At 71.4% G+C, this 2,675-nt stretch carries 1 protein-coding gene; it reads left to right on the forward strand.

The window, feature by feature from the left end; translation table 11 throughout:
• The coding region (gene glgB, locus J1M41_RS04925) for a 1,4-alpha-glucan branching protein GlgB (RefSeq protein ID WP_206451273.1) at positions 1-2,314 on the forward strand (2,314 nt) is incomplete at its 5' end.
• Between the last annotated feature and the right edge of the window lie 361 nt (positions 2,315-2,675).

Consider the following 2,675-nt stretch of genomic DNA (forward strand, 5'->3'; position numbering starts at 1 on the left):
CCCCCGTCCCGCCGTCGCCCCGCTCGCCGTGGACCCGGAGGTGCTGGCCGCCGTCGCGCAGGGCCGGCACCACGATCCGCACACCGTGCTGGGCGCCCACCCGCATCCCGACGGCGCCGCGGTCACCTACCGCGTGCTGCGCCCGCTGGCGCGCACGGTCACGGTGGTCCGCGCCGGCGACGGGCAACGCGTGGAGCTGACGCACGAGCACGACGGCGTGTTCGCGGGCGTGGCCCCGACGCCCCGTGTGGCCGGGGCCGCCGCGGGCGACTACCGCGTCGAGGTGGCATACGAGACCGAGGACGGCACGACCGGCCCCGTCCAGGAGCAGGACGACGCGTACCGGCACCTGCCCACGCTCGGCGAGCTGGACCTGCACCTGATCGGGGAGGGCCGGCACGAACGGCTGTGGGAGGTGCTCGGCGCCCGCGTGGTCCGCACCTCCGCCGACGAGGCCGTCGGCACGGCCTTCGCGGTCTGGGCGCCGAACGCGCGGGCCGTGCGCGTGGTGGGCGACCACAACGGCTGGGACGGCCGGACCCATGCCATGCGGTCCCTCGGCTCCTCCGGCGTGTGGGAGCTGCTGGTGCCTGGCGTCGGTCACGGCGACCGCTACAAGTTCGAGATCCTCGGCCGGGACGGGCTCTGGCGGCAGAAGGCGGACCCGATGGCCCGCTGGACGGAGGTCCCGCCGGCCACGGCCTCGCGTGTGCTCGAGTCCGACTACGCCTTCGGGGACCGCACCTGGATGGAGCGCCGCCGTCTCACGGACCCGCACGAGCGCCCGCTGAGCATCTACGAGGTGCACCTGGGCTCGTGGCGGCCCGGGCTGGACTACCGCGAGCTGGCCGAGCAGCTCGTGGAGTACGTGCAGTGGCTCGGGTTCACGCACGTGGAGTTCCTGCCGGTCGCGGAGCATCCGTTCGGCGGGTCCTGGGGCTACCAGGTGACCGGCTACTACGCCCCCACCTCCCGGTTCGGCTCCCCGGACGAGTTCAAGCACCTGGTGGACGCGCTCCACCGGGCGGGGATCGGCGTCATCGTGGACTGGGTGCCGGCGCACTTCCCGAAGGACGAGTGGGCGCTCGCGCGCTTCGACGGGACCGCCCTGTACGAGCACCCGGACCCGCGGCGGGGCGAACATCCCGACTGGGGCACCCTCGTGTTCGACTTCGGCCGCACCGAGGTCCGCAACTTCCTCGTGGCCAACGCGCTCTACTGGCTCGGCGAGTTCCACATCGACGGGCTGCGCGTGGACGCCGTCGCCTCGATGCTCTACCTGGACTACTCGCGCGAGGACGGGCAGTGGGAGCCCAACGTGCACGGCGGCAACCACAACCTCGAGGCCATCGACTTCCTGCGCGAGGTCAACGCGACCGTGTACCGCCTGCACCCCGGCGTCCACATGATCGCGGAGGAGTCCACGGCCTTCTCCGGGGTGAGCGCTCCCGTGGACGCGGGCGGTCTCGGCTTCGGCAAGAAGTGGAACATGGGCTGGATGCACGACACCCTGGCCTACCTGTCCCAGGACCCGGTCAACCGCCGGTGGCACCACGAGCAGTGGACGTTCTCCATGGTGTACGCCTACTCGGAGAACTACGTGCTGCCGCTGTCCCACGATGAGGTCGTCCACGGCAAGGGCTCCCTGCTGGGCCGCATCCCGGGCGACCGACGGCAGCAGCTGGCGACCCTGCGCGCCTACTACGGGTACATGTGGGCGCACCCCGGCAAGCAGCTGCTGTTCATGGGCGGGGAGTACGCGCAGCCGAGCGAGTGGTCCGAGGGCGAGGGCCTGGACTGGCCCGTCTCGTGGGATGAGGCGCACCGCGGGGTCCAGCTGACGATCCGGGAGCTCAACGCGCTCTACCGCAGCAAGCCGGCGCTGTGGTCGCTGGACCACAGCCCGGAGGGATTCTCGTGGGTGGACGGCGGCGACGCCGACGGCAACACGCTCGTGTTCCTCCGCATGCCCGCGGCGCAGGTGGTGCCGGAGACACGGATCGACGACGACGGCGCCGCGGTCCCGGCCGCTGAACCGGGCGGCGCCCCGCTGCTGTGCATCACCAACCTCTCGGGGTCGCCGCGTCAGGGGCTGCGCGTGGGGGTGCCGTCCGCGGGGGAGTGGACGGTGGTGCTGGACACCGATGCGACCGACTTCCACGGTGACGGCTGGCGGGAGCAGACCGGCCAGTCCGAGGTGATCGCGGCACACGAGGGCCAGTGGCAGGGCCAGCCGGCCCACGTCACGGTGAACGTGCCGGCGCTGACCACCCTGTGGCTCCAGCCGACCCTGGACACGACGGCCACGCCCTGAGGAGTGGTGCACGTCACGGCCGGGGGTGACGGCGCTGGAGCGTCGAACGGGGCGGGCCAGGCCGAAGGAATCCGCGAGAACAGGCGGAAACCGGCCGCCCACCCTTGACCGCACGCCGGGTGTCACCCTTGATTTTGTGTTCGGTGGGGTTCGTGTGTAGAGTTCCATCTCGTGCTCAAGACGCCGACCGGGTGACCGGGAGGCGGGGTGAAGAACACAGAATCCGCGGATTCATGCCGAGAATGGCAGGTCCAGGGCGGGTGGTGCTCACCGGGTGCGCGGCCGGCAGTGATGCGGGTCGGGATTCCTGAAGAAGATGATCTGGTTTGACAGCCGGGGATCATGTGGTAAGCTTTTCGAG

The sequence above is a fragment of the Micrococcus sp. KRD096 genome, from assembly GCF_017168495.1.
Lineage (GTDB): Bacteria > Actinomycetota > Actinomycetes > Actinomycetales > Micrococcaceae > Micrococcus > Micrococcus luteus.